The organism is Aeromonas sp. R9-2 (assembly GCF_040908025.1).
GTDB lineage: Bacteria > Pseudomonadota > Gammaproteobacteria > Enterobacterales > Aeromonadaceae > Aeromonas > Aeromonas veronii.
In genome coordinates, this window is the sequence record NZ_JBFOCX010000035.1 from 79,450 (window position 1) to 100,805 (window position 21,356).

22 protein-coding genes are annotated in these 21,356 nt (G+C 56.2%); 3 read left to right on the forward strand and 19 right to left on the reverse strand.

Translation table 11 applies throughout. From position 1 onward, the window contains the following. The first annotated feature begins 118 nt into the window (after window positions 1-118). Window positions 119-739: an AhpA/YtjB family protein gene (locus tag AB5Y71_RS20190; protein WP_270905226.1), complete on the forward strand. Its 621-nt coding sequence runs from the start codon at window positions 119-121 to the stop codon at window positions 737-739. A 67-nt stretch (window positions 740-806) separates the two neighbouring features. Here AB5Y71_RS20190 and deoD read toward each other — a convergent pair whose 3' ends face one another. From deoD to AB5Y71_RS20225, 7 genes are all read right to left on the reverse strand, one after another. Further along, window positions 807-1,523 carry a purine-nucleoside phosphorylase gene (deoD, locus tag AB5Y71_RS20195; RefSeq protein ID WP_005340471.1) on the reverse strand — a complete coding sequence of 239 codons (717 nt, stop codon included), beginning with the start codon at window positions 1,521-1,523 and terminating at the stop codon, window positions 807-809. 76 nt (window positions 1,524-1,599) lie between these two features. Continuing rightward, a complete protein-coding gene (locus AB5Y71_RS20200; protein WP_270905225.1) occupies window positions 1,600-2,808 on the reverse strand; it encodes a phosphopentomutase in 1,209 nt (402 codons plus the stop codon). 14 nt (window positions 2,809-2,822) lie between these two features. Further along, the gene (deoA, locus tag AB5Y71_RS20205; protein ID WP_270905224.1) at window positions 2,823-4,154 is read right to left on the reverse strand and encodes a thymidine phosphorylase; all 1,332 of its coding nucleotides are present in this window, start codon (window positions 4,152-4,154) and stop codon (window positions 2,823-2,825) included. A 109-nt stretch (window positions 4,155-4,263) separates the two neighbouring features. Beyond that, the gene (gene deoC / locus AB5Y71_RS20210) at window positions 4,264-5,037 is read right to left on the reverse strand and encodes a deoxyribose-phosphate aldolase (RefSeq protein ID WP_368172307.1); all 774 of its coding nucleotides are present in this window, start codon (window positions 5,035-5,037) and stop codon (window positions 4,264-4,266) included. Window positions 5,038-5,461: 424 nt separating this feature from the next. Further along, window positions 5,462-5,632, reverse strand: a complete 171-nt coding sequence (locus AB5Y71_RS20215; protein ID WP_005340467.1) for a XapX domain-containing protein — start codon at window positions 5,630-5,632, stop codon at window positions 5,462-5,464. A 125-nt stretch (window positions 5,633-5,757) separates the two neighbouring features. After that, window positions 5,758-7,032, reverse strand: coding sequence for a NupC/NupG family nucleoside CNT transporter (locus tag AB5Y71_RS20220; protein WP_005340466.1), 1,275 nt, complete (start codon window positions 7,030-7,032; stop codon window positions 5,758-5,760). A gap of 222 nt (window positions 7,033-7,254) precedes the next feature. Next, entirely contained in the window at window positions 7,255-8,028 is a 774-nt protein-coding gene (locus tag AB5Y71_RS20225) for a TatD family hydrolase (protein WP_368172308.1), read from the reverse strand. A gap of 41 nt (window positions 8,029-8,069) precedes the next feature. On the opposite strand from AB5Y71_RS20225, the gene AB5Y71_RS20230 reads away from it, so the two are divergent. After that, a complete protein-coding gene (locus tag AB5Y71_RS20230; protein WP_042084377.1) occupies window positions 8,070-8,681 on the forward strand; it encodes a type II secretion system protein in 612 nt (203 codons plus the stop codon). Here AB5Y71_RS20230 and AB5Y71_RS20235 read toward each other — a convergent pair. The 9 genes from AB5Y71_RS20235 to AB5Y71_RS20275 form a co-directional block, all read right to left on the reverse strand. Further along, complete coding sequence (locus tag AB5Y71_RS20235; protein ID WP_075113932.1) at window positions 8,650-8,829, reverse strand: DUF5363 family protein; 180 nt, start codon at window positions 8,827-8,829, stop codon at window positions 8,650-8,652. The genes AB5Y71_RS20230 and AB5Y71_RS20235 overlap by 32 nt on opposite strands. A 177-nt stretch (window positions 8,830-9,006) precedes the next feature. Continuing rightward, window positions 9,007-9,516 (reverse strand): S-ribosylhomocysteine lyase, encoded by a 510-nt coding sequence (gene luxS / locus AB5Y71_RS20240; RefSeq protein WP_005340462.1) that lies wholly within the window; start codon window positions 9,514-9,516, stop codon window positions 9,007-9,009. Window positions 9,517-9,534: 18 nt separating this feature from the next. Then, window positions 9,535-10,128 (reverse strand): hypothetical protein, encoded by a 594-nt coding sequence (locus tag AB5Y71_RS20245; protein ID WP_272951253.1) that lies wholly within the window; start codon window positions 10,126-10,128, stop codon window positions 9,535-9,537. Window positions 10,129-10,187: 59 nt separating this feature from the next. Next, complete coding sequence (gene glnB, locus AB5Y71_RS20250; protein ID WP_005308848.1) at window positions 10,188-10,526, reverse strand: nitrogen regulatory protein P-II; 339 nt, start codon at window positions 10,524-10,526, stop codon at window positions 10,188-10,190. Window positions 10,527-10,535: 9 nt separating this feature from the next. After that, entirely contained in the window at window positions 10,536-12,158 is a 1,623-nt protein-coding gene (locus tag AB5Y71_RS20255; RefSeq protein WP_368172309.1) for an NAD+ synthase, read from the reverse strand. 73 nt (window positions 12,159-12,231) lie between these two features. Continuing rightward, window positions 12,232-14,331 carry a prepilin-type N-terminal cleavage/methylation domain-containing protein gene (locus AB5Y71_RS20260; RefSeq protein WP_368172310.1) on the reverse strand — a complete coding sequence of 700 codons (2,100 nt, stop codon included), beginning with the start codon at window positions 14,329-14,331 and terminating at the stop codon, window positions 12,232-12,234. Window positions 14,332-14,343: 12 nt separating this feature from the next. Then, on the reverse strand, window positions 14,344-15,441 hold the full coding sequence (locus AB5Y71_RS20265) for a PilX N-terminal domain-containing pilus assembly protein (protein ID WP_100654563.1): 1,098 nt from the start codon (window positions 15,439-15,441) through the stop codon (window positions 14,344-14,346). Between the two features lies 1 nt (window position 15,442). Next, window positions 15,443-16,066: a PilW family protein gene (locus AB5Y71_RS20270; RefSeq protein WP_123173786.1), complete on the reverse strand. Its 624-nt coding sequence runs from the start codon at window positions 16,064-16,066 to the stop codon at window positions 15,443-15,445. Next, window positions 16,057-16,599, reverse strand: coding sequence for a GspH/FimT family pseudopilin (locus AB5Y71_RS20275; protein ID WP_368172311.1), 543 nt, complete (start codon window positions 16,597-16,599; stop codon window positions 16,057-16,059). The genes AB5Y71_RS20270 and AB5Y71_RS20275 overlap by 10 nt, the downstream gene beginning before the upstream one ends. Before the next feature lie 95 nt (window positions 16,600-16,694). Between AB5Y71_RS20275 and AB5Y71_RS20280 the strand changes: the two genes are divergently transcribed. Next, window positions 16,695-17,081 (forward strand): type IV pilin protein, encoded by a 387-nt coding sequence (locus AB5Y71_RS20280; RefSeq protein WP_368172312.1) that lies wholly within the window; start codon window positions 16,695-16,697, stop codon window positions 17,079-17,081. Between the two features lie 4 nt (window positions 17,082-17,085). On the opposite strand, the gene tppA is transcribed toward AB5Y71_RS20280, so the two are convergent. The 3 genes from tppA to AB5Y71_RS20295 all read right to left on the reverse strand — a co-directional run bounded on the left by tppA (window position 17,086) and on the right by AB5Y71_RS20295 (window position 21,355). Continuing rightward, window positions 17,086-17,487: a type IVa pilus pseudopilin TppA gene (tppA, locus tag AB5Y71_RS20285; RefSeq protein WP_201938130.1), complete on the reverse strand. Its 402-nt coding sequence runs from the start codon at window positions 17,485-17,487 to the stop codon at window positions 17,086-17,088. A gap of 8 nt (window positions 17,488-17,495) precedes the next feature. Further along, window positions 17,496-20,141, reverse strand: coding sequence for a pilus assembly protein (locus tag AB5Y71_RS20290; protein ID WP_368172313.1), 2,646 nt, complete (start codon window positions 20,139-20,141; stop codon window positions 17,496-17,498). Window positions 20,142-20,878: 737 nt separating this feature from the next. Next, window positions 20,879-21,355 carry a PilX N-terminal domain-containing pilus assembly protein gene (locus tag AB5Y71_RS20295; RefSeq protein ID WP_234898295.1) on the reverse strand — a complete coding sequence of 159 codons (477 nt, stop codon included), beginning with the start codon at window positions 21,353-21,355 and terminating at the stop codon, window positions 20,879-20,881. Between the last annotated feature and the right edge of the window lies 1 nt (window position 21,356).

A 21,356-nucleotide genomic window follows, 5' to 3' on the forward strand; every position in this document is an offset into this window, starting at 1 on the left:
AGGGATACGCCTTCCTTGGTGATCAGGGGGTTAACAGTGCTGGCCCAGAGTAGCGTATTGCTTTTTGTACAGGCAAGCGCCAAGATCCCGCCACTCCTTGTTACCAGAGGTCTCACGCTTGCAGCGTCATCTTCCCATCAAACGTGTTCTCAGCCTGGGTGCCGGTATCCTGCTCGGATGCTGGGTGCTCGGTGTGCTCATTCATATGCAGGGTGAAAGCCAGGCCTCGCTGCACAGCGAAGCGCGCAACCGGGCGCAGGCGCTGGTCGCCTATGCCTCCCGCGACATGAAGCGCTGGATCAAGGAGGAGAAGAGCAGCGAGCTGGAGCGGCTGGCGCGGGATCTGGCGGCGGAGCCGGAGATCCTCGATGCCACCCTCTACGACGGACGCGGCATTCCCCTCGCCCAGTCTGAGCAGGCGGTGCCGCTGGAGAGCCTGCTGCCCATCGGCAGCGATAACAAGTCACTACCGGAGCAGGGAAAGGGGCGGATCCAGTTCGTGCAGGAGATCCGGGATGGCGAGCAGACCATCGGCTTCCTGCGCATCACCCTGGAAGAGCAGCAGATGCTGGCAGAAAAGGACACCCGGCTCAAGGTGGTGCAGGAGAAACAGCGCCTGATGCTGCTGGTCGCCCTGCTGGCCGGGGTGCTCATCTCCTACGGCGTGCGCCGCAACTACATGCGGGTGCGCAAGCACAAGAAAAAGAGTACGCCCCCCTCGCCACCTCCGGAAAATTGATGGCGCAACCAGTGAGCAGATACAAAAACGGCGGCCAGAAGGCCGCCGTTTGTTATTCGCAAGGGAATTACTTGTCGCCCAGCAGGACGGAATCCAGCGCAATTTCGATCATGTCGTTGAAGGTCAGCTGACGCTCTTCAGAGGTGGTCTGCTCACCGGTACGGATATGGTCGGAGACGGTGCAGATGGTCAGCGCCTTGGCACCGTACTCTGCGGCCACGCCGTAGATACCGGCGGCTTCCATCTCGACACCCAGGATGCCGTACTTTTCCATGACGTCGAACATGGAAGGGTCCGGGGTGTAGAACAGGTCGGCGGAGAAGATGTTACCGACGCGCACGGCAACGCCCTTGTTCTTGGCGGCCTGCACGGCATTGGCAACCAGGTCGAAGTCGGCGATGGCAGCGAAGTCGTGATCTTTGAAGCGCAGACGGTTTACTTTGGAGTCGGTGCAAGCCCCCATACCGATCACCACGTCACGCAGTTTCACGTCTTCACGCACGGCGCCACAGGAGCCCACACGGATCAGGGTCTTCACACCGTAATCAGTGATCAGCTCTTTGGCGTAGATGGAGCAGGAGGGGATACCCATGCCGTGACCCATGACGGAGATACGACGCCCCTTGTAGGTACCGGTGAAACCGAACATGTTGCGCACGTCGCAGATCTGCTCGACGTTCTCCAGGAAAGTTTCAGCGATGTACTTGGCGCGCAGGGGGTCGCCCGGCATCAGCACGGTATCAGCAAAGGCGCCATCTTTCGCATTGATATGAGGAGTTGCCATTCTCTTGATTCCTTCACACTAGGTTGAGTTTTATTGTTTTATAAATTGCCCGCCGCCGAAGTGGCGGGCGGGTAAATTACAGGAAGCTGGTACCGTACGCCAGTTTAGGCAGGCCGTGATAAGCCGCGATGCTCTGGCCGATATCGGCAAAGGTCTCGCGACGCCCAACGGAGCCAGCCTTGACCGGCTTGCCGAAGAACAGCACCGGAATGTATTCGCGGGTGTGGTCGGTACCACCCCAGGTCGGGTCGCAGCCGTGGTCGGCAGTCAGCACCACCACGTCGCCATCTTGCAGCAGTTCAAACAGCTCCGGCAGGCGGGAATCGAAATACTCCAGCGCACCGGCATAACCGGCAACGTCACGGCGGTGGCCGTAGGAGGAGTCGAAGTCGACGAAGTTGGTGAAGACGATGGTGTTGTCACTAGCCGCTTTCACCTCTTCCAGCGTGCGATCCCACAGCTCGGTCAGACCGGTCCCTTTCACCTGCTTGGTGATGCCCTGCTGGGCATAGATGTCGGCAATCTTGCCGATGGAGACCACCTGACCACCCGCTTCCTTCATGTAATCCAGCACGGTCGGCGCCGGCGGCAGCACTGAGTAGTCGTGACGGTTACCAGTACGCTTGAAGTTGCCCTTGCCAGTGCCCACGAACGGACGCGCAATCACGCGGCCGATGTTGTAAGGCTCCAGCAGCTCGCGCACGATGTGGCAGAGCTCATAGAGCTTCTCGAGGCCGTAGGTCTCTTCGTGGCAGGCAATCTGGAACACGGAGTCGGCAGAGGTGTAGAGGATCGGCTTGCCGGTGCGCATATGCTCTTCGCCCAGATCATCCAGCACTTGAGTACCGGAGGCGTGGCAGTTGCCCAGATAACCCGGCAGACCGGCCTTCTCGACGATGGCGTCCAGCAGCTCCTGCGGGAAGCTGTTGTGGTGATCCTTGAAGTAGCCCCACTCGAACAGCACAGGCACACCGGCGATCTCCCAGTGACCGGACGGGGTGTCCTTGCCGGAGGAGAGCTCCTGAGCAAAGCCGTAGGCACCGACCACCTCGATATCTTTCTTCAGCCCTTCCGGGAAGTAGCCGGAAGCCTGCTCGCAGGCGTGGCCCAGACCCAGCTTGTTGAGGTTGGGCAGATTGAGGGCGCCACGGCCTTCAATTTCACCTGCCGCACACGCCTTGGCGATATGGCCAAGGGTATTGGCGCCCACATCTCCGAACTTGTCGGCGTCGGCAGCTGCGCCAATACCGAAAGAGTCCATCATCAGAATAAAAGTACGTTTCATGGGTCTTCCCCTTGTTACAAATCGGCCAGGGTGATACGGCGGTACACTTCAGGCAGTGCTTCCGGCCGCTCGCCACCAATCCGGACAGCCGCCTGCACCATGCTGGCAGCCTGAGCAAATTGCTCTTCAGTCTGAGCGTGGATCATCGCGATCGGCTTGTCAGCATCGACGCTTTGACCCAGGCGGATAAAGTCGGTCAGACCGACCGCATAATCAAGTTTGTCACCGGCAGCGCGGCGACCACCGCCCATGGCGACCACGGCCAGACCCAGCTCGCGGGTATCCATGGCGGTCACGAAACCGCTGTTGGCCGCGAAGACCGGGCGCACGATGGCGGCTTTGGGCAGGTAAGCGTCGTAACGCTCCATAAAATCAGCCGGGCCACCCAGGCCAGTCACCATGCGACCGAAGATCTCGGCCGCCTTGCCGTTATCCAGCACCGCCTGCAGCTTGGTGCGGGCATCGCGCTCGTCGCTGGCCAGACCGGCGGAGATCAGCATCTCGGCGCACAGCGCCATGGTCACTTCGTGGATCCGCGGGTTGCGGTATTCACCGGTCAGGTAGCGCACCGCTTCACGCACTTCCACCGCGTTACCGGCGCTGGAGGCCAGCACCTGGTTCATATCGGTCAAGAGCGCAGAGGTGCGGCAACCGGCACCGTTGGCCACGGCCACAATGCTCTTGGCTAGCTCTTCAGACGCTTCGAAGGTCGGCATAAAGGCGCCGGAGCCCACTTTCACATCCATCACCAGCGCATCGAGCCCGGAGGCGAGCTTCTTGGAGAGGATGGAGCCGGTGATCATGGCGATCGATTCGACGGTGGCGGTGATGTCCCGTACTGCATAGATACGCTTGTCAGCGGGGGCAAGATCGCCGGTCTGGCCGATGATGGCGACACCCGCCTCTTTCACCACTTTCAGGAAACGGTCGTTGTCGACCGAGGTCTGGTAGCCGGGAATGGCATCCAGCTTGTCGAGGGTGCCGCCAGTGTGGCCCAGGCCACGACCGGAGATCATCGGCACGAAACCGCCACACGCAGCGACCATCGGGCCAAGCATCAGGGATACAACGTCACCCACACCGCCGGTGGAGTGCTTGTCGACAATCGGGCCACCCAGATTGAGGTGATCCCAGGTCAGCACCATGCCGGAGTCGCGCATGGCGCAGGTCAGGGCGACCCGCTCATCCATGGTCATGTCTTTGAAGTAGACCGCCATCGCCAGCGCGGCGATCTGCCCTTCGCCGATGGTGTTGTTGGTAATGCCCTGAACGAAGAATTGAATTTCTTGGGTACTGAGCGCTTCACCGTTGCGCTTCTTGCGAATAATTTCTTGAGGCAAAAACATCTTTCATTCCCTCCGCCATTGCTGGCGTTACACAAGCCTGAATCCTTGCCCGCACACCGCATGGTGGGGGCTAACAGGGCGGACTGCTGTCCGCCCTCTCATCAACCTATTAGTAACCGCTGGTGTTGGCCGGCTTGTCGCCATGCCCCAGAGTGGCCAGCAGACTGGCCAGCAGGCTGGATGCACCAAAGCGGAAGGTACGGGCGGATACCCAGTCGTTGCCGAGGATCTCTTCGGCCATGGCCAGGTACTGACCGGCAACGGCTGCGTCTTTCACGCCACCCGCTGGCTTGAAGCCGACTTTCGGATTCTTGGCCTTGATTACTTCCATCATGATCCGCGCCGCTTCTGGGGTCGCATTGACCGGCACCTTGCCGGTGGAGGTCTTGATGAAGTCGGCACCGGCATCGATACAGATCTCGGAAGCGCGACGGATCAGCGCCTCTTCTTTAAGTTCACCAGTTTCGATGATCACTTTCAGCAGCACGTTGGCACCACAGGCCTCTTTACAGGCTTTGACCAGATCAAAACCGATCTGTTCATTACCGACCATGAAGGCGCGGTACGGGAACACCACGTCCACTTCGTCGGCACCGTAGGCGACTGCGGCACGGGTTTCGGCCACGGCGATCTCGATGTCGTCGCTGCCGTGCGGGAAGTTGGTCACGGTCGCAATGCGTACGTCGGCAGCGCCGATCTCACGCAGGGTCTTGCGAGCGATAGGGATAAAACGGGGGTAGATGCAGACGGCGGCGGTCAGGCCAGCCGGTGACTTGGCCTTATGGCACAGGTCGATCACCTTCTGATCGGTGTCGTCGTCGTTCAGGGTGGTCAGGTCCATCAGGTTCAGGGCGCGCTGAGCGGCCACTTTCAGATCAGTCATTCTGTTCTCCAAAGTCTCGATTTAATCCAGATAACCGGGCACCACCATACCATCCAGCCATGGATGCACAGGCAGTAATCCCCAGCTATACGGGAATGGAATTACAGTGCAAAGGCACCGGCACTATCGGGATGCTATTCAAAACACCCTGCAGGCACTGCGACTGTAAATAAGGCAAGAGCCCTGTCACTTTCTTACAAAAGTGCGGACTTGGTTCCATGAAGACTTGAGAAAGGCCGACAACATCTGACCCGACTTCCCAATCAATTCCATTTGACCGCCAACACCCGATTTCATCGAGTATTAGTCATTGCCAGCACCCTGCTGGCAACGCCTATTTCAGCCGAGATACCCCCTGTTTGCAAGCCGGATTTGCCAATTTCAGAGGTACCTCACATCTGGCAAATCCAGGTCTAAAAAAGCCTTACGAAAAGAAACGAGTCAGGATCCAGGAGTAGGCCAATCCCCCCAGATAGACCCCGACGATCCCCATTACCCCGGACAAAACGGGAGGTGCCGGGATCGGCAATTTGAGGAAAGAAAACAACAAACCAACTATAAAGCCGGCCACCATCGCCAGTAGCACTTCATTCATATAACCTCCGATTTGACTCATTTTATTATTAGTTTAGATAGGAAAACGGTTGTCACCGCTCCATACGCGAACGCCACGGCAGATGCCGTGGCGTTCGTGTTTATACCCTGTCAGTCAGGCGGCGATTACATGCCGGACAGTGCCAGGAAGAAGCCTGCGATAGTGGCAGACATCAGGTTGGACAGAGAGCCAGCCAGTACGGCTTTCAGACCAAAGCGTGCAATGGTGCCGCGGCGGTTCGGCGCCATGGACCCCAGACCACCCAGCAGGATGGCAACAGAGGAGAGGTTGGCAAAACCACACAGCGCGAAGGAGATGATCGCCTTGGTGTGATCGGACATGGCCACACCGTTGATCAGCACTTCGTCTTTCAGGTACGGAGCGAAGTTCAGGTAAGCCACGAACTCGTTCACTACCAGCTTCTGACCGATGAAGGAACCGGCAACCACTGCTTCATTCCAGGGCACACCGATCAGGAAGGCCAGCGGAGAGAAGATCCAGCCCAGCAGCAGTTCCAGAGAGAGTTGCGGATAACCGAACCAGCCACCCACACCGGAGAAGATGCCGTTGATCATGGCGATCAGACCGATGAAGGCCAGCAGCATGGCGCCGACGTTCAGGGCCAGTTGCATACCGGCAGAGGCGCCAGCAGCTGCAGCGTCAATGACGTTGGCAGGCTTGTCATCCAGCTCGGCATCGGCAGAGCTTTCGTCGTAGTTCGGGGTCTCGGTCTCGGGAACCAGCAGCTTGGCGAACAGCAGACCACCCGGTGCAGCCATGAAGGAGGCAGCAATCAGGTACTCCATCTTCACGCCCATGGAGGCGTAACCGGCCAGTACTGAACCGGCAACGGAAGCCAGACCACCACACATGACGGCGAACAGCTCGGAGTCAGTCATCTTGGCGATGTAAGGACGAACCACCAGCGGCGCTTCGGTCTGACCGACGAAGATGTTGGCAGTTGCAGACAGGGATTCGGTGCGGGAAGTACCCAGTACTTTCTGCAGACCGCCGCCCAGCAACTTGATGACCATCTGCATGATGCCCAGGTAATAGAGCACTGCAATCAGGGAAGAGAAGAAGATGATGACCGGCAGAACACGGAAGGCAAAGACAAAGCCGCCGCCACCGAACACTTCAAACATCTTGTTGCTGACCAGACCGCCAAACAGGAAGTCGATCCCGTTCTGGCCGTAGCTGATCACGCTGGATACCGCGTCGGACACGCCGACCAGGATATCGCGACCAACCGGAACATAGAGAACAAACGCCCCCAGACCGGCTTGAATTGCGAACGCACCGACAACGGTACGGACGTTGATTGCCTTGCGATTGCTGGAGAACAGCACCGCGATAAGGACGAGCGTCGCCATCCCTACCAGACCCATGAACAAATTCATTATTATCTTCCTCTAGTAGCACCTGGCTTGTTAGCGAGTTGTTATTAAACCCAACTAATCAAGGGGAGCGCATTATACTAATTAAAGTCCGATAAAATAGAATGCTGGTCACATTTTATCGTTATCAAAATGTCCAAGTGTCACAAAATTAGACAGCAAACGATTTTTACGCTCATTTTTTTTCCTGACAACTAAATCAGGTGTTGCGAATTTGTTTCATGGCTATTGGTCGTGATGGAAAATATGCCGGGCAGTTTCAAATAACACCTTGGTAACATCCACCGATGATTCCTCCCGCAAGGTCATCAATATTTCCGCTATTTTCGGCAGCGCTTCCGGGGTATTCCGGGTGCCTTGCTCACCTTGTAAGGGCATATCGGGCGAATCGGTTTCCAGCACCAGGGCCTCGAGCGGCATGGCCCGAAATACCTCTCGCGTCTTGTTCGCCCGTTCAAAACTGATTACCCCGCCCACCCCGAGTCGAAAGCCCAGTTGCCAGAAGGCCTCCGCCTGCTGCAACGAACCGCTGAAAGCATGGATCACCCCGCCACGAGGCGGCTTGAAGCGGCGCAACAGCTTGGCCACAGTGTCATTGGCACGCACCGAGTGGATCATCAGGGGAAGCCCGGCATCTGCAGCCAGCCGGATCTGAGCCTCAAACAGCGCAAGCTGCCCCTCCTGCGGCACGTGAGAACGGAGGTCCAGCCCACACTCGCCTATGGCCACCAGCCCGGCAGGCTGGCTCATCACCAGCATTCGCAACCGCTCCATCACCCCCTCACGCTGCTCACCGGCATACCAGGGATGAATGCCCAGACCATAAAAGAGGCCATCATGTTGCTCTGCCAGTGCCATCACACGAGTCCAGTTATCTTCTGCGATGGCAGGAATGATATACTCCGTCACCCCTAATGCTCGGCAACGGGCCAGCAATGCCTCCCTGTCCTGGTCGAACACCGGAAAGTCGAGATGGCAATGGGTATCTATCAGCTGCATATCACTCACACCTGTTTGCGGTATTTAATGGGTCATTGAACATGATGAACAACAGAAACAACGGCTTTACCCTGATTGAACTGGTGCTGGTGATCATAGTGCTGGGGATCCTGGCCGTCACCGCCCTGCCCCGCTTTATCAATATCAAGGATGATGCCCTGAAAAGCACGGTCTCGGCGACCGCAGGCAGCTTTGCCAGTGCTGTTCAGTTGGCTCATGCTGGTTGGGCGGTGAAAGTACAGGGGCAAGACCTCGCGCTGTATAACTTCAGCGGGATGGGTAACAAAGATCTGGATATCAACCATTATGGTTGGCCGGTGGGGACGGAAGAAGGGGGCCAGGGGGTTGATACCATCTTCCACGGCGGCAATAGTGAGGAAATTTCTGTCAACAGCGAAGAGGATTGCGATCTGCTATTCGCAGGGCTACTCGATACAGACCAAACGTCCTCAAGACAAAAAGATGGCAAGGGACATTATTATTCAAAAATAATCAGAGTCCCGGGCCAAGTTGAAAATGGACTACGCCACGATAACTGCCGCTATATCCTGCGCGACTCAATGGGTCGCTTCCAGACAGGTTCAGAGTATGAAAACGGCCTCGGCTTCGAGTACAACAGTGTTACCGGTGCCGTGACCCGCAATTTTGATTGAGCTCAGCCTCTTCTGCGCAAGCTCGCTCTTTGCTTGAATCATCATCATAACGAACCGGCGTGCAGCAGCGCCGGTTCTCCTGAGTGAGCCCCCACTCCTCGCACCAAGCGTCGTAACGGGCCAGCCAACGCAGCAATACCCCTTTCATCGTCACACCTCCGCCAACGGATTCGGTTCAAAAACCATCCTAATCAGAGTCGGCAAGGTGAGCAAGCCATCCCCACTATTGCGGTCTGGCGAGATAAAAAAGAGCCGGTCAGCATGGCTGACCGGCTCTTTTAACATTCCCTGAAGAGGTTATCCGATGAGCGACAGCTCATCAGCCTCACAGACTCTTCAGCTTCTCTTCCGGCAGGGCCAGCTCGTCGTTGTGGTTGACGCCGATACCGCGCTCCAGCACATGACGGGCGATGGCGTGCGCCTCTTCCAGCGAGTGCATGCTGTAGGTGCCGCACTGATACTCGTTCAGCTCGGGGATCTTGGCCTGATCCTGCACGGTCAGCACGTCGCTCATGGCCGCCTGCCAGGCTGCGCCAACACGGGCTTCGTCCGGCGCGCCGATCAGGCTCATGTAGAAACCTGTACGGCAACCCATGGGGGAGATATCGATGATCTCCACGCCATTGCCGTTCAGGTGATCACGCATAAAACCGGCGAACAGGTGCTCCAGCGTATGGATACCGCGCTCGGAGAGGATCTCCTGATTCGGTACGCAGAAACGCAGGTCGAACACGGTAATAGTGTCCTTGTTCGGGGTCTGCATGGTCTTGGCCACACGCACCGCTGGCGCTTCCATACGGGTGTGGTCAACGGTAAAACTGTCCAATAACGGCATTTCTGACTCCTGATTTGGTTACCAGAACCAGCCCCCGCGGGAGAGCTGATCCTTGCATTGACGGTACTGGGCGCCGTAGCGTTGGGCGCGAGCCTCTACCTTGCGAGAGGTCTTCATCAACCACCCCTTGCTGCGATAGCTGCCACGCCGGTAGCCACCCCACCCTTCGTGATAGTTGAGGTACTGGCCATAGGCATCCCACTTGGAGGTGCCATTGAGCCGCTGGGCCTTGTTAGTGTACCAACCCATAAAATCGATGGCGTCGGCAAAATCATCGCGGTCACTCCAGCTGTTGCCGGTTTCTCGCTGGTAATCCGCCCAGGTTTCATCTTTGACCTGAGCATAACCATAAGCCGAACTGGCCCGCCCGGTCGGAATGAAGAGGAAATACTGCATCGGCGGCTGGGCATCATGTACGTAAGAGGACTCCTGATACATCATGGCCATCACCACATGGATCGGCGTCCCCCACTTCTCGTTCATCTTGAGCGCGGCCTTGTGCCAGTCAGGCTTCTCGCGAAAGATCTGGCACAGATTCTCCGGCTGAGCCGGTGGACGGGTACTACAGGCGGTCAGGCCCGCCAACAGGCTAGCGACCACAGCAAAACGCATCCACCCCATCAAATGAGGTCGCGCTTCACGCCTCTGGTCAGGTAAAGAGATAGCCAAGGTCAGATCGCGTCTTCGTTCTCTTCGCCGGTACGGATACGAATGACACGCTCCACCTCGCAGACGAAGATCTTGCCATCACCAATCTTGCCAGTACGGGCGGTGTTCTGGATCGCTTCCAGACAGGCATCGAGATCCTCGTCCTGCACCACCAGCTCCACCTTCACTTTCGGCAGGAAGTCGACCATATATTCGGCGCCGCGATAGAGTTCGGTATGGCCCTTCTGGCGGCCGAAGCCTTTGACTTCGGATACGGTCATGCCGTTGATGCCGATCTCGGCCAGGGCCTCGCGCACATCGTCCAGCTTGAACGGTTTGATGATGGCTTCAATCTTCTTCATGGTGACTCCTTACCAGTTCTGTTTGCCGAACCCGGATGTAATGGGGTAACGGCGATCCTTACCAAAGTTGCGAGCCGTAATGCGGGGCCCGACCGCCGCCTGACGGCGCTTGTATTCGTTGAGATCCACTAGGCGGATCACCTTGCGCACCACCGCCTCCTCGAACCCTTCGGCCACCATGTCGGCGACCGAGGCATCCTCTTCCACGTAACGCTTGAGGATGGCATCGAGGATGTCGTATGGCGGCAGGCTGTCCTGATCCACCTGATCCGGCGCCAGCTCCGCTGAAGGAGGACGGTCGATAACCCGCTGCGGGATCACGTAGTCAACCGAGTTGCGATATTCGCACAGCTTGAAGACCAGCGTCTTGGGCACATCTTTCAGCACGTCGAAGCCACCGGCCATGTCACCGTAAAGAGTCGCATAGCCGACCGCCATCTCGCTCTTGTTGCCAGTGGTCAGCACGATACGACGACGTTTGTTGGAAAGCGCCATCAGCAGCACGCCGCGGCAGCGGGCCTGCAGGTTCTCTTCTGTGGTATCGCGAGCGGTACCTTCAAACAACGGCGCCAGCTGGGTCATAAATCCTTCGAACATCGGCTCGATGGAGATGATGTTGAACTCAACTCCCATCCGCTCGGCCTGCTCCTTGGCATCTTCCACACTCATCTGGGCGGTGTAGCGGAACGGCATCATCACCGCCTGCACCTTGTCGGCACCGATGGCATCGGCCGCAATGGCCAGCGTCAGCGCAGAGTCGATCCCACCGGATAGACCCAGCACAGCGCCGTGGAAACCGTTCTTGGTAACGTAGTCGCGCACTGCCAGCACCAGCGCCTGATAGGTCTCGGCCAACGGCTCCAGCGGCGCAGCGGGTTCCCACTCCTTCACCGGCTGGCCATCAGCAAAACGTACCAGCGCCAGCTCTTCGGCAAACGGGGCCAGCTTGTGAGTCAACTCGCCCTGGCTGCTGAACACCTTGGAGCAGCCGTCGAAAATCAGCTCGTCCTGACCGCAGACCTGATTGAGGTAGACCAGCGGCAGACCGGTCTGATCGCAGCGCTCGGCCATCAGCTCGCGGCGGATCCAGGGTTTCTCCTGATCATAGGGCGACGCATTGATGGTGAGCAGCAGCTCGGCCCCCGCCGCCTTGGCGGCCAGCGCCGGGCTAGGTTGCCACAGATCTTCACAGATGAGCAGCCCTAGCTGATAACCACGGAACGGCACCACGCAGGTCTCGCTTGCAGCGGTAAAGTAGCGCTTCTCATCAAACACGCCGTAGTTGGGCAAATCCTGCTTGAAGTAACGGGCAATCAGCTGGCCCTGCTCATAGAGGGAAGCCGCGTTGTAGAGCGCCTCTCCTTCACGCCAGGGATGACCCACCAAAATGGCACAGTTGCCCTGCCATTCGGCAACACGAGCCAACGCGGCTTCGACCCGTATCATCAGATCGGCGCGCAGCAGCAGATCTTCAGGTGGATAGCCGGTCAGGGCCAGCTCGGAGCAGACCAGCAGATCGGCACCTTGCTGTTCGGCCTGAGCCGCTGCAGCGAGCACTTTGTCAGTGTTATCTTCGATGGCGCCTACCGTCAGATTCAACTGGGCAAGCATCAGAGAGAGGGCTTTTGCCATGGCGATGCATCTTGAATTCGAAAATGATGGGGAATGATAAAGAAAAGGCGCTGGCTGTGCCAGCGCCCAAGGCTTAACGGGTGCAAGTCAGACTGGTTGCATTGGTCACCCCGTTGTCCACCAGCAGCGAGCAAGGGCCACTCAGCACTTGGTTGTTGGACTGAGGGGTCATCTGTACGCTGAAAGAAGATGGCTGCAACATAAAGGTGGTGCTGCCCTGGTTGGTGTATGAGAGATTGATAACCAACGTTGAATTCTCAGGCGCTTCACACAGATATGCTGCCGGTTGATTATTCGCCTGTGGGTAATCAATACGGCAAGTCGCACCAGAGTTTGGTGTGCTGATGCTCAAATTGCTGAAAGAATTTTTGCCACATGCCTCGGGGGGAGGATTATTGTTCCCCTTGCCACGTTCCAAACATTGAATTCGCCCACTCACCTTGATGGTTGGCACGGTCTGCTGCGCCGCATCGACCTTGACCAGCATATCTGCCGTCAATGCCAGTGACTGGTCTCTGGCGGAGATCAAGGATGCGGTGATCCCCGAATTCCCCTGATATGCAGTGACTCGCACGGTCACGTCGCGCAGAACCTGATTGCTATCTTTGGTCGACTTCTTCGCCGTCATATAGCCTCGGCTATAACTACCGAAGTAGTAGTTATTGAGATCAACCACGGTTTTGACCGCTTCATTGGTCACAGCAACATAATCCGTGGCATTACCTGTGAGTTGAGTCAACGGTCCCATTGACCACTCCGCCAGCATGGTCAGGTTGATATCCTGAAAGGGTACTTTGGTTAGGTAATCGACTGAACTGGTATCAATATTGGCTAAATAGACGGGGTCAAGCACATCCACATAGATGCCTCGAGCAATAAGCTGCGCCGTCCCGGTACTCACTGTGATCCCGGTCGTAGTATTCCCTCCAGCTTCTGCATTGGTAGCCAGCCAGGTTGAAAAATCGGTGATGGTCGGCAAGGTGGCAGAGGCCCCTTTCACCCACCTCAGCGTCGATTTTTGCCAATCAATATAGGTCTTGACCACATATTTGATGTATTTCTGATAACTGGCCTGATTTGCTGGCTTGGCCAAAAAATCAGCGGTAGTTACGACTACTTTGACCAGATTCCAGTCCGGCAATGGACGGTAATAACCATCCAACCGGACAAAGCGGCACGCATCCACATATTTACCATTGGTCACCGCATTCAGAGAGCTGTTGTAACGAACTCTTGATGTATTCAATGGTGCATAGAAATTACTAAAACTCGACCCGCTGCCATCAAAATGGTCCTTACAGCAGCTAGAGCATAGGGCCGGCTGGCCATTGATACTGTTATCCAGAGACCCCGTGGGTTTACTCTGCATCGCACCTGCTTTCCAATAGAGTTGGTTGCTCGCCGAGTTGTAGATCTGGCCAGGCAGATAAGAGCTCAGGTTGTCATCGAAGCTACAGGAACAAGAGACGGATGCCATATCTTGCAAGACTTGCTGGGTACTGCCACCGGCTTCAGGTTTGTATGTAACGGTTTCAAATTGCACCAATTTTCCAACCTGACCATCTTTGGAGGTGACGGTAGGTAAGGGCTTGCTGGTCTCCTGCTTGTTGCCATCTCCCAATTCGACAGAGATAACATCTGGCGCCACGCCAGGGGTGTAATTAACTTTTGGCCCCTGTCGGGTTGTATCCAATCCACCATCAAGCTGCGCCGAGCTTAGAGACTCTATTGGTGAAACATTGCCTGCCAGTTGTAATGTTTGGGCCTGTCCTTCGCTATCGATCCAGCCAACGCTGACGATAATTGCCTTGCGTCCCGGATAGCTGAGACGATAACCAACTGGCGCTGTATTTTGCCAGTTAGAGCCATTCAAATACTGGTTGGTCACCGTCCAGGTCAGGGAGTAAGGATCCCCCGACATGGTCACTGCAGCACTTGCCGATGAGATTTGGTTGTAAGCCGTCAGTGGTGCTGTTGCGGTAACCACACTATTAAAATTGCGAAACTCATCAAGCTTGGACTCTGCCAGACGCATAGCAGTCTCATAACGGCGACCATCTTGCGACATGATCAACCCTGACTTAGACATTGCAACCAGTCCAACTATCCCCACCCCCAGCACAACCAGAGTAATGAGGATCTCAAGCAGGCCAAATCCTTTTTGCCTATTCATCGCCATCTCCCTCTACCAATCCCGCCAGCTACCAGGCACCTGATTAACGACCTGAAAAGAGGCGCCATTCGATATATTGCTCAAAACACCGGCATCGTACTTGGCATCATAGGTACCATTGGCATTACCCAGTTGATAGTTGGCAACCATAGCGCCGTTTACGATGGCGCCACCCGTCAACTTCACATCCGTTGCTGCAGAAGCTGGATTTGATGAGTAAGCGAACACGAGGCCATACAGAACGGTATTACCGTTCACTGCCAGATTGCCATTACGCACGATCAGAATGACTGGTGCGGTCACAGAGCCAACATTCGCAGAAGGCTTGCAATCACCATCCACTATGACAAGACCCGTTGAAGTCGGGCCAAGGCTGCTGCAATCGGTCAACTTTTGGGTCGCTCTAGCCTCCAGATTTGACCAACCTGTCGCATCATCCTTTTCATTAAATAGATACCAGACCAAATCGGTCGGGAAAGCCGTATCGTTGTCCTTGATATCTGACTGTTTATCCCCTTTCTGGCTGATATTGGCAGAGCACCCCCCGTTATAATCCCCCTGATGACAGGTTTGCCCCGTACCAGTTATGAGGTCGACATTACCATTGGTCCAGACCGACAGAGGAACGCCAAGACCGCCACCATTTGGGTTGGCCACAATGGTAAAATTACCCCCCACTGCCATACCACCAGCAACAGTCAAGGGAGCCGCAGGAGTGCCGGCCAACACACTGAACCGAACGACTTTGGTTTCTACTACCGCCTGGGCCTGATCATTGCTTAACGTCGCCTGGGAACGCACTATGACGGGGGTCACCGCCACAGATCCCACCGTAATAGCGGCATCGTCAACAGATGACAATGTGTAGCTCCCAGTCGTTAAAGTGGTTGTTGCTCCGCTGGTACGCCAAGTGGGATCAAGAGCCAGCCGCCCAAGTCCATCAGCCAGGCCCACCTCAGCCATCGCCATCGCTTGTCGATAGAGCACCTCATTGAGCGTTACCCGCCGATCTGCAACCAGCATCTTGCCAACCAGCAGCGAGATACCGAGCAGGATCAACACCAGCAATAGAGTGATGGTAAAGGTTGTAAAACCGGACTGTCGCTTCATCTCAGTACCCGTCGTTACGCAATTTGATATCGCGCTGCAGAGTCAAGGTCAGCGCAGGCGACGCTTTGAAACGACCGCTAACCATCAGTTGCAGCGCTCGTGCCCCGCTGCCCTGACTGCTCGGCAACAGTTTCAGCGTCATCCCGGTGATCTCAATGGTGTCATCGGTCGAAATAAAAGTGCCATTACCGCATGTTGTGGAACCAGTTCCCTGTTTGATTCCTTTATCAGCGCTCAGATAGCTGTATACCAAGGTGTCATCTGTGCCCAACACACCGTTCCCATCGTTGTCATAACGTACTCTGACACAGGTATACAAACCGGAACCGGTAGCTGTTTCATTCATCAAGTCTGTAACGGTATCAAAGTAGAAACTGGATCGGCTGCCAGAGGGGGCTGCAAGAAACTGGGTTGCGTTGGCGTCATAACCGGCCCGTTGAATGTCCCGAGCGATCATGTCGGTCAGAGCCTGTACTTCCTGATTCAAACGGCTGGTCTGCATGGCGGTATAGTTAGCCTTGAGGATGGTGGCAAACAATGATGTCACTGCGGCAACCAGCAGCAAACCAGCCACCATAGCCACCATCAGCTCGACCAGACTAAAGCCCCGCATCTTCAATTGCATGCAACCTCCCCGATCACACTGCTGACTGCACAGGTTCTCACTCGACCCAGATTGCTGGTGATCACTTTCATGCTTGCATTAGACGAGGTGACCGTAATATTGCCGCTTGGCAAAGTACCGCGACGGGGTGAGAAGGTGATGGGCCGGGTGTTGCTGGCACTCTCGGCATATGAGCCCGTCAGGATAATCCCGGGGAATTCACTAGCGTCAGCTCCTTTGCGCCCTTCCAAGCTGGAGCAAGTATCGCTGCAGCTTGCACAGCTGCTGTCACCATCAATACTGATGCGATAGCACCAGTTACTGGTACCGCTGTTGAAGATAATAAACTGCAAGGTGCGATTACGTTTGATCGCCTCTGACTTGAGCAGCATGATATCCGTGTATACGGCCTGAGTAGCCGCCTTGACCATCTGCTCTTGGCGCAATGACTGATAACTGGGGATCGCCACGGTCAACAGCAACGCGACCAACGCGACAGCGATCATCAATTCAATCACGGTAAAACCGGCTGAGCGGCCTTCTGCGCATCCCATTGGCTAAAGACTCCTTTCTTTTCGCACATGCCAGTAGAGTATGAGGTCAGTGCTATCCTATAGTATCTACCTGTTTAACGAACCCTGCCGCGCCCATGAGAATCAAACAATCTGGAATCACCCTGCTGGAATTGATGGTGGTCGTTGCCATTGTTGCCATTATTGCTGCTGTCGCCTACCCGAGCTTTACCGACGGTCTGCGTAAATCTCGTCGAGCCGATGCCATCGAGGGCTTGTTGACCATGCAGCTCAAACAGGAAGAATTTCGCATCTCCAATGCCAGTTACAGCAGTGCGATAGCCAGTGTGGGCAACCCAACCAGCGACTACTACACCTTTAGCATTTCTGGCGCCAGCGCCACCGCCTACACACTGGTGGCCACCAGCAAGGGGGCCCAGGTCGGCGACAAGGCCGGCAATACGGCCTGTGATACCCTGACTATCAACAAGGCCGACACCAAGACTCCTGCCGCCTGCTGGTAACTGACTACCAGCACTCGGCAGCCGTCATAGTGGCCATCGACACTCCCTGCAGCCCCCCCTGATCCAGAGTTAGCAGGCCGCAGGGGTCGCCATTCATCACACCGGTCGGAATAGCCGTCAGGGTATAACGGGCCCCGCTGGCATTGAGCGCCATATTGTAATAAGCAGCACCACCATCCCTCGGCAGGGTCGCCAAACCGGCAGAAGCCAGGTTACCGGCGTCGTAATTGCCATTGGCAGTAAACTCCCGCTCCAGATATTGCGCCGCTTCCAGCAACACAGCCTTGGCTTCGGCCCGCTTGGCTGCCGCCATGTAGTTGTTGTAACTGGGATACGCGATCGCGGCCAGAATGGCGACCACTGCGACCACTATCATCAACTCAATCAGGTTAAAACCACGTTCCATGCCAACCTCTACTCCAGTTGCAACCAGGACTGGCGGCCACCCAGATCGCCTGCCCCCTCTTCCAGCGTGACCGAGATATTTCCGCTGGAACCGCTGATATATTTGCGCTCCATCTCGGCATCTTCCACTACGCTTGGCGTCGTGGTGAGCTCATCAAATTGCTTGCCGCTGACCGGCACCTTGATGTCATTGCCGGCTTCATCCTCGATCGCAACGTAATCATCATCGTTGACGGCCCCGTCGCCGTTAACGTCAAACACCGAGTAGGTGAGTCTGGCCCCCGAGATGGGATCCAGCTCCATCAGCCAGGAGCGGCCACCAAAGTCACAGGCATCCGCCGACGGGATCAAGGTATTGAAGATCAGTCGCTTATGCCGATAGAGCATCTCGGAGACGGCACGCTCACCGACCCCCTTGCTCAAGCCTGGCGATTTCAATAGCAGATACCAACCCTTTTGGCTGGTGTAATTGACATTCCGGTTGGAGACCACCCTCACATTGAACTTGATAGTGGTGCCGTTGGCCACAAACTCATGGGTGATGCTCTGCTGCAACAGCTGGCTACTGAGCACGGTAGCCCCCGTATCCCAGATACCGTACACCGCTTCCAGCCTCGGCGTGGCGGGAACCAGTTTGTCATCATTGGTAAAATAACTGCCAGTCCCCATCATCACCATAACCCCCCCTTTAGGGTGCCGAATAGCTAAAGGACGCATGGTGATCGGCTGACGCGTACCGGCACTGCAGCTGCCATTACAGGCCTGGAACAGCGGCTTGGGCTTGTTGCCCGTTTTCAAAGCACTTCCCCACTGAGCACTGTTTTTGTCAGTCAGATCGAATTTCCACAGATTGCCGTGCAGGTCACCGGCATAGACATAGTCGACAACCCTGTCCCCGTCTTGATCTACCGGCAAGGGGGAAGATAGACCATTGGGCTCGCTGGAAGACCCTACCTCGGTATCAATCTCTTTGATGATGGCGCCAGTCGCCAGATCCAGTACAAACAGCCTCGCAGTCTGACTGGTGCTGTTGTAACCATTCGCAACCAGAGCAACCCACTTGTTGTCGGCTTTGACCCGCACCAGAGTGGGTGCCGCCAGTGCAACCCCCATTTCGCTATCGGTGAACTCCCACAGCATCTTGTCGGCGGTGAAGTTATCCGGGGCCGTCACATCGATGGCAAATACCGCCTTGCCACCGGCACCGGTGGATCCCAGCAAGATGCTCTTCCAGCGACTGCCCAGATAGGCATCGCCCACCTTGGGTGTCCCATCCACATAGTAGCGATGGCTGTAATTCGGTCTGGTCAACTGACTCAGCTCGCCCAGCAGGCTGGACGGGATATAGGCCAGTCGCTCGATACCGTCGGCCACTCGAAATCCGTGCAGCATACCGTCATTGGCACCGACATAGAGCATGGGTGGGCGGCGGGTAATCGCCGTCGAGCCTAGAAAAGCCTGGTAACCCTCCCGCTCGGTCTGGGTCAGACCGGCTGCACTGCTGTAACCGTAATCACGCTTGCCCACGTAGACGGGATCAGAATTGATAATGTCGCCGAGCAGATCACTGCGATTGCGAAACGCACCACCATTGCGCTGCTCACCACTACGATCACCGCGCAGATAGGCGACACGGCTTTCTCCCTGGTTGTCACCAGCGACATTGAATAGAGCCCGGTTGGTCACATTCAGCGTATCCCAACGGAAGGGGATGCCGACACCATCTTGCCGGGTGAAGATATTGCGTGCCGAAGGCTCGGGGATCAAGGTAGCGGCATCCCAGGCGATCTCCCCAAGGGTGCCATCGCTGTTAAGCGGGATCGAGACCAGTTGCCCCGACCAGTCGCCGCTGTTGTAGCGGGCCTGGTAGATGTGAGTATTGCTGTCCAGCCGGGTTGCGTTGGCAGTCACCGAGCTGGCGGAGCTGTTGCGGGCCGCTATCTGGGCCAGGGTGCTGCTCAGAGCTGCGGCAAAGATGTCGGGGTCGGCCGCGCTGAAGAAACTGCCCTTGCTATTGACGGCGGCATGCCACAGGTCATCTATCTTATAATCCGGAATATAAGTTGGATTCTTATACTCCTTGTCATCCGGGTCATGGGGATTGGGCCAACGGCTCGGAATACCGTTCGCCGGATTGAGGGAACCGTTGACGCCGAGTCCGACGGTAAAGTTGACCAAATGCTGCCAATTGGCCGGATCCGCCGTGCTGGTTGGCACCTTGTTGGCGAGATCGGGGCGCAGATCTCTCTTCCAGTACTGGTAGGCCACATCGGCCAGCGTATTCTCGATGCTATCTTTGTCCTGATCGCCGACCGAGGGGGAGTCACCGTTCCAGTAACCATCCGTCATCAGGATGTTATAGCTCTGGCGACAGGTAAGATGAGGCAAGGTGCTACCGGCACTGGCGGCCCAGGGGCCATCGTTGCCTTTTTGGGAAAAGTAGTCCCCCACATCCTGAAGGCTGGTCCGCAGCGGCGTCCCCTTCTTCGGAATGTCGCGGCCATACAGCGCACTGAAAAAAGCCTCTCGCTCTGTTCCTGCAAACCGAGCAACCCTCTGGAGCACGCTACCATCAACGTTGATAGTGGCAAAGCCTACCCGAATGGCTTGCCCCTGGCTGGCAAAGGCGCGGCCCACCCCGGCCCGGGCTGCCAAAATCCGCGAGCGGTAATAGGTATACCAGTTAGCAAAATTCTGGATCTCTTCCTCATAGCTACAAACTGGCGCACTCTTGCAATCGCTGCGGTTGGGCCGCCCAAGGTAACTTGAGGTGCTTTTTTTTATCTCTACCCTGTTATAACTGCTCGCCTTTTTCACATCACCGCGACCTTTGTAGTCGAAATAGACGGCAGGCCAGAACTTTTCCGTTTTATTTACTACATCATTATTAAATTCTTTATAAAAAGTAGCGTTATCGGCATTTGCGTACTCCGTACCGTCATTGGTCAAATCACGGCACAGCTTGTCTGGACTCTTCAATGGATTATGCGGGGCGCAAGTAATTTTGGCCTTATCCATCAAGGTGCCATCCGCCTTGACCCAGGGGCGATAGGTCAACTGCGGATTGTAATAGAGCTTGTTGTTATGACTGGAGCGAGTATAGGCATTGCGATCATTATTACTATCAAAGGTTACCGTGTAGTTATTATAATCTTCACTCCCATATATTTTATTAGCCCTTGGATAAACATAACGCGCTTCATTCTCTATGAGTGATTCTGGCATGATCTCGAAATGCATCGAGCCAGAATCATCCAGGGTAAACATGATATTGGGTTCGGCCCGGGTCCCCAGATAGAGGGGGACTTGGGCAATATCCAGTGCAGCCTGTGCCGACAGGCTGAACAACAGCATCGAAACGCCATAGCCAAGTGGTCGCATCATCCCTTCTCCTAGCGGCTATACGTTGATTGCAACAGGACCCGGCTCTCATCGGAGAGGCCAAATCCGCGCGCAGTAATGCGATAGAGGCGGCGCTCGCTGATGGGTTCATCGACTGCCATATCCTCGCTCCCCCCCAGGGTATAGGGCAGCCGTTCGATAAAGTATTCGGGTGCGCGCCCCGCCAGACCGCTGTTGGCATAGGTGCGCCAGGATGTGGAGGGTGATGCGGGATCCACCGCAGTATCGACAAATTCATACAGGCCCGAGCTGTTGTCATAAGGACCCGAGTTGCCAGCCTCGATATAGCGTTCGGCAGCGCGCAGGCCCGCTTCTGCCGCCTGCAATGCCTGCAGCGCCTCTTTCTGGTTACCCGCCATCTTCTCTTGCAACTGCGCCCCACGCATACTGGCCATACCCAGCAGGCTCACCATGACCAGAAAAATCAGGCTGATCACCAGCGCCATCCCCTGCTGTCGATCCATCATG

Excerpts from the sequence above, each read along its gene's own strand:
- tppA (WP_201938130.1), bottom strand. The coding sequence starts at position 17,487 with ATGGAACGTGGTTTTAACCTGATTGAGTTGATGATAGTGGTCGCAGTG.
- AB5Y71_RS20200 (WP_270905225.1), bottom strand. The coding sequence starts at position 2,808 with ATGAAACGTACTTTTATTCTGATGATGGACTCTTTCGGTATTGGCGCA.
- AB5Y71_RS20265 (WP_100654563.1), bottom strand. The coding sequence starts at position 15,441 with ATGAAGCGACAGTCCGGTTTTACAACCTTTACCATCACTCTATTGCTG.
- AB5Y71_RS20230 (WP_042084377.1), top strand. The coding sequence starts at position 8,070 with ATGATGAACAACAGAAACAACGGCTTTACCCTGATTGAACTGGTGCTG.
- AB5Y71_RS20235 (WP_075113932.1), bottom strand. The coding sequence starts at position 8,829 with ATGAAAGGGGTATTGCTGCGTTGGCTGGCCCGTTACGACGCTTGGTGC.
- deoA (WP_270905224.1), bottom strand. The coding sequence starts at position 4,154 with ATGTTTTTGCCTCAAGAAATTATTCGCAAGAAGCGCAACGGTGAAGCG.
- AB5Y71_RS20215 (WP_005340467.1), bottom strand. The coding sequence starts at position 5,632 with ATGAATGAAGTGCTACTGGCGATGGTGGCCGGCTTTATAGTTGGTTTG.
- AB5Y71_RS20270 (WP_123173786.1), bottom strand. The coding sequence starts at position 16,066 with ATGCAATTGAAGATGCGGGGCTTTAGTCTGGTCGAGCTGATGGTGGCT.
- AB5Y71_RS20220 (WP_005340466.1), bottom strand. The coding sequence starts at position 7,032 with ATGAATTTGTTCATGGGTCTGGTAGGGATGGCGACGCTCGTCCTTATC.
- AB5Y71_RS20295 (WP_234898295.1), bottom strand. The coding sequence starts at position 21,355 with ATGATGGATCGACAGCAGGGGATGGCGCTGGTGATCAGCCTGATTTTT.
- AB5Y71_RS20255 (WP_368172309.1), bottom strand. The coding sequence starts at position 12,158 with ATGGCAAAAGCCCTCTCTCTGATGCTTGCCCAGTTGAATCTGACGGTA.
- AB5Y71_RS20280 (WP_368172312.1), top strand. The coding sequence starts at position 16,695 with ATGAGAATCAAACAATCTGGAATCACCCTGCTGGAATTGATGGTGGTC.
- luxS (WP_005340462.1), bottom strand. The coding sequence starts at position 9,516 with ATGCCGTTATTGGACAGTTTTACCGTTGACCACACCCGTATGGAAGCG.
- AB5Y71_RS20275 (WP_368172311.1), bottom strand. The coding sequence starts at position 16,599 with ATGGGATGCGCAGAAGGCCGCTCAGCCGGTTTTACCGTGATTGAATTG.
- AB5Y71_RS20260 (WP_368172310.1), bottom strand. The coding sequence starts at position 14,331 with ATGAATAGGCAAAAAGGATTTGGCCTGCTTGAGATCCTCATTACTCTG.
- glnB (WP_005308848.1), bottom strand. The coding sequence starts at position 10,526 with ATGAAGAAGATTGAAGCCATCATCAAACCGTTCAAGCTGGACGATGTG.
- deoC (WP_368172307.1), bottom strand. The coding sequence starts at position 5,037 with ATGACTGATCTGAAAGTGGCCGCTCAGCGCGCCCTGAACCTGATGGAC.
- deoD (WP_005340471.1), bottom strand. The coding sequence starts at position 1,523 with ATGGCAACTCCTCATATCAATGCGAAAGATGGCGCCTTTGCTGATACC.
- AB5Y71_RS20245 (WP_272951253.1), bottom strand. The coding sequence starts at position 10,128 with ATGCGTTTTGCTGTGGTCGCTAGCCTGTTGGCGGGCCTGACCGCCTGT.
- AB5Y71_RS20225 (WP_368172308.1), bottom strand. The coding sequence starts at position 8,028 with ATGCAGCTGATAGATACCCATTGCCATCTCGACTTTCCGGTGTTCGAC.